2 protein-coding genes are annotated in these 2,260 nt (G+C 58.5%); one reads left to right on the top strand and one right to left on the bottom strand.

Annotated elements, in window-relative coordinates:
• Nucleotides 1–223: 223 nt before the first annotated feature.
• Nucleotides 224–961, top strand: a complete 738-nt coding sequence (locus tag OCK02_RS26085; protein WP_263815559.1) for a hypothetical protein — start codon at nucleotides 224–226, stop codon at nucleotides 959–961.
• A gap of 6 nt (nucleotides 962–967) precedes the next feature.
• Here the strand turns inward: OCK02_RS26085 and OCK02_RS26080 are convergent.
• The coding region (locus OCK02_RS26080; RefSeq protein WP_263815558.1) for an ISNCY-like element ISRel10 family transposase at nucleotides 968–2,260 on the bottom strand (1,293 nt) is incomplete at its 5' end.

The raw sequence follows: 2,260 nt of genomic DNA, 5'->3' as shown, positions 1-2,260 counted from the left end.
TGTCAAAGCTGAATAGGGCTGCGACGCTGTCGGCCAGTTAGAAACGCGACACTGGCACGGATGATCAGCCCCCGATCCGACCGGCTGGGCCGGGTTGAAAGGGCGGAGCGGGGGCGGGTGAAAGAACACCTCTTCGGCTTTAGCTTTCTCAATAGCAATTGTTCAGTCGCCGGCTGATACTCGCTTTTATCTGAATTGAGCGGGTAGGGATCAAAGCTGCACGATGCTTCCGGAAATCAAGCTGCAGGGTGACGTCGATGTCGCCGCGCTGTCACCTCTTCTTCGCGGCATGCTTCTGTCCGTTGCCTATGCTGACGGTGAGGGTGGCATAGGATTGACCGCGACCGGCGCCATGAACCGCAAGTTCGTGCATTGGGCGGCTGTGAACTTCCTCTGGCCCGACTTCACGGCCGAAGATCTCTACAGCATGAACAAAGTGCTGAACGAAAGCGACATGCCGCCGCTCTGGGTCGTGCGCGACATGACCCGCCATCTGAAGCTGCTTCGCCGGAAAAAGAATGTTCTGCTGCCAACCAAACGAGGTCGCGAGTTTCTGCTGAACCCGCAAGCCTTCTTCGATCTTGTCGCCACAGACTATCTCTACTCGTATGTCCATGCCACCGAGCGGGAAGCTGAGGTGCAAGCGCGCCTACGCTGGTGGCGCATGTTCCTCAATCTTCTCAATATCAAGGCGAGAGAAGGCTGTACGCCTTTGGACGTCGTGAAGATCCTCTATCCAGACATGGCACCTCTGTCCGCCACCGAAATGACCCTGGAAGCCTGGGAGCTCAAATCCGATCTCCAATATGGCGTCCTGCGGCGCCTGTGCTGGCTCGGCCTGCTTTATGAGGCACGAGAAGGGCTCACGCTTCTTCAAGACGGAGTCTTCCACAAGACGCCGCTTTGGTCCGCCTGCCTCCAATTGGAGTCAGATACGCAAAGCGATATCGGCGTGCATTGACGCCCTTTATTCCGCAGCCGACTGCCTCAATAACGCTTTCTCCCGCCGTGCGATCACCGCCGGATCGTTCATGTAATCCGTTCTCGGCTTGCGTCCACGCTTCTGGTAGCCGTTCCCCGTGCTGCCATCGCGAATGCCGAACATATGGTCCGTCTGCCCAGTTCGCCGTGGTCCGCCCTTGCTGCGCTGCTGCTCCCGCCCAGCCTGCAGCTCGGCGACAACAGACAGCATGTCGTCCAACCGCTTGTTATCGACGACCTCGGCGCGATGCACGGAGCGTAACGTGTCAAAGGTTCTGTAGGGCAGGGCAAAGCTCTCGTGCATGATCTCGAGACGCCCGTCCGGATAGTCGCAAACGACGACCTTCTTACCCGCCAGGGACCTGGAAAGATCTGTCGGATCAAGGATGAACAGCACCTTGTCATAGCGCAGCGTCAAAGCCTGCGACAGCGTGCGAACTTCCTTGCGGCACATGGCGCCATCGAGGTTCTCATGGTTGGCCAACGGCCGGTGCATGTCCTTCGGATTGCGAGGCGGCTTGCCGAAACGCGCGTTGAAATCCGCAATGAACTCAGGTGCATAGGCATTGGCTGCTTCGATTGTATCGATGCCGCGAAGCCGCATCTCCTTGACCAACCGATCCTGCAATGTCTGGTTGGCACGTTCCACACGGCCCTTGGCCTGCGGAGTGTTGGCGCAGATGATGTCGATGTTCAGCTCATAGAGCGCCCGACCAAACTGTGTCAGGCCGCTCGTCCGGTCCTTCTCCGACGCATGCGTGGAGCGAAAAACACCATGCTTGTCACTATAGAAAGCCAGCGGTTTGCCCCATTGCTGCAGATAGGCCTTGGTCGCGTGCAGATAGTCGAATGTGTTCTCCGATCCGGCAAACCGTAGATGCAGCAGCTTGCCGGTCGCGTCATCGATATAGACGAGCAGGGCGCATTTGGGGCCGCGGTTCTCGAACCACCAGTGATGCGAACCATCGATTTGCACCAGTTCGCCAAAGCAGTCGCGTCGGCCGCGTGGCTGGAAAACCCGCTTCTTGCGCTCGCGACGCGAGATCCAGATGCCGGCCTCTGTCATCCATTGCCGCAATGTCTCCTTGGCGACAGAAATCCTGTGCAACTCGATCAGCTTCTCGCGCGCCAGCGTTGGACCGAAATCCAGATAGCGCTCGCGGATCAGATCCAGCGCCGCATTGCGAAACTCCTCGCTATGACGCCGATTGCTCGGTTGAGATCGCTTCTTCGAAACAAGCCCGGCCGGACCATCCCGATCATAGGCCTGCAGCAGCCG

Origin of the sequence: Rhizobium sp. TRM96647, from assembly GCF_025780115.1 — a bacterium.
GTDB lineage: Bacteria > Pseudomonadota > Alphaproteobacteria > Rhizobiales > Rhizobiaceae > Mycoplana.
The sequence above is the reverse complement of the archived record's forward strand: the minus strand, read 5'-3'. Positions and strand labels throughout refer to the sequence as shown.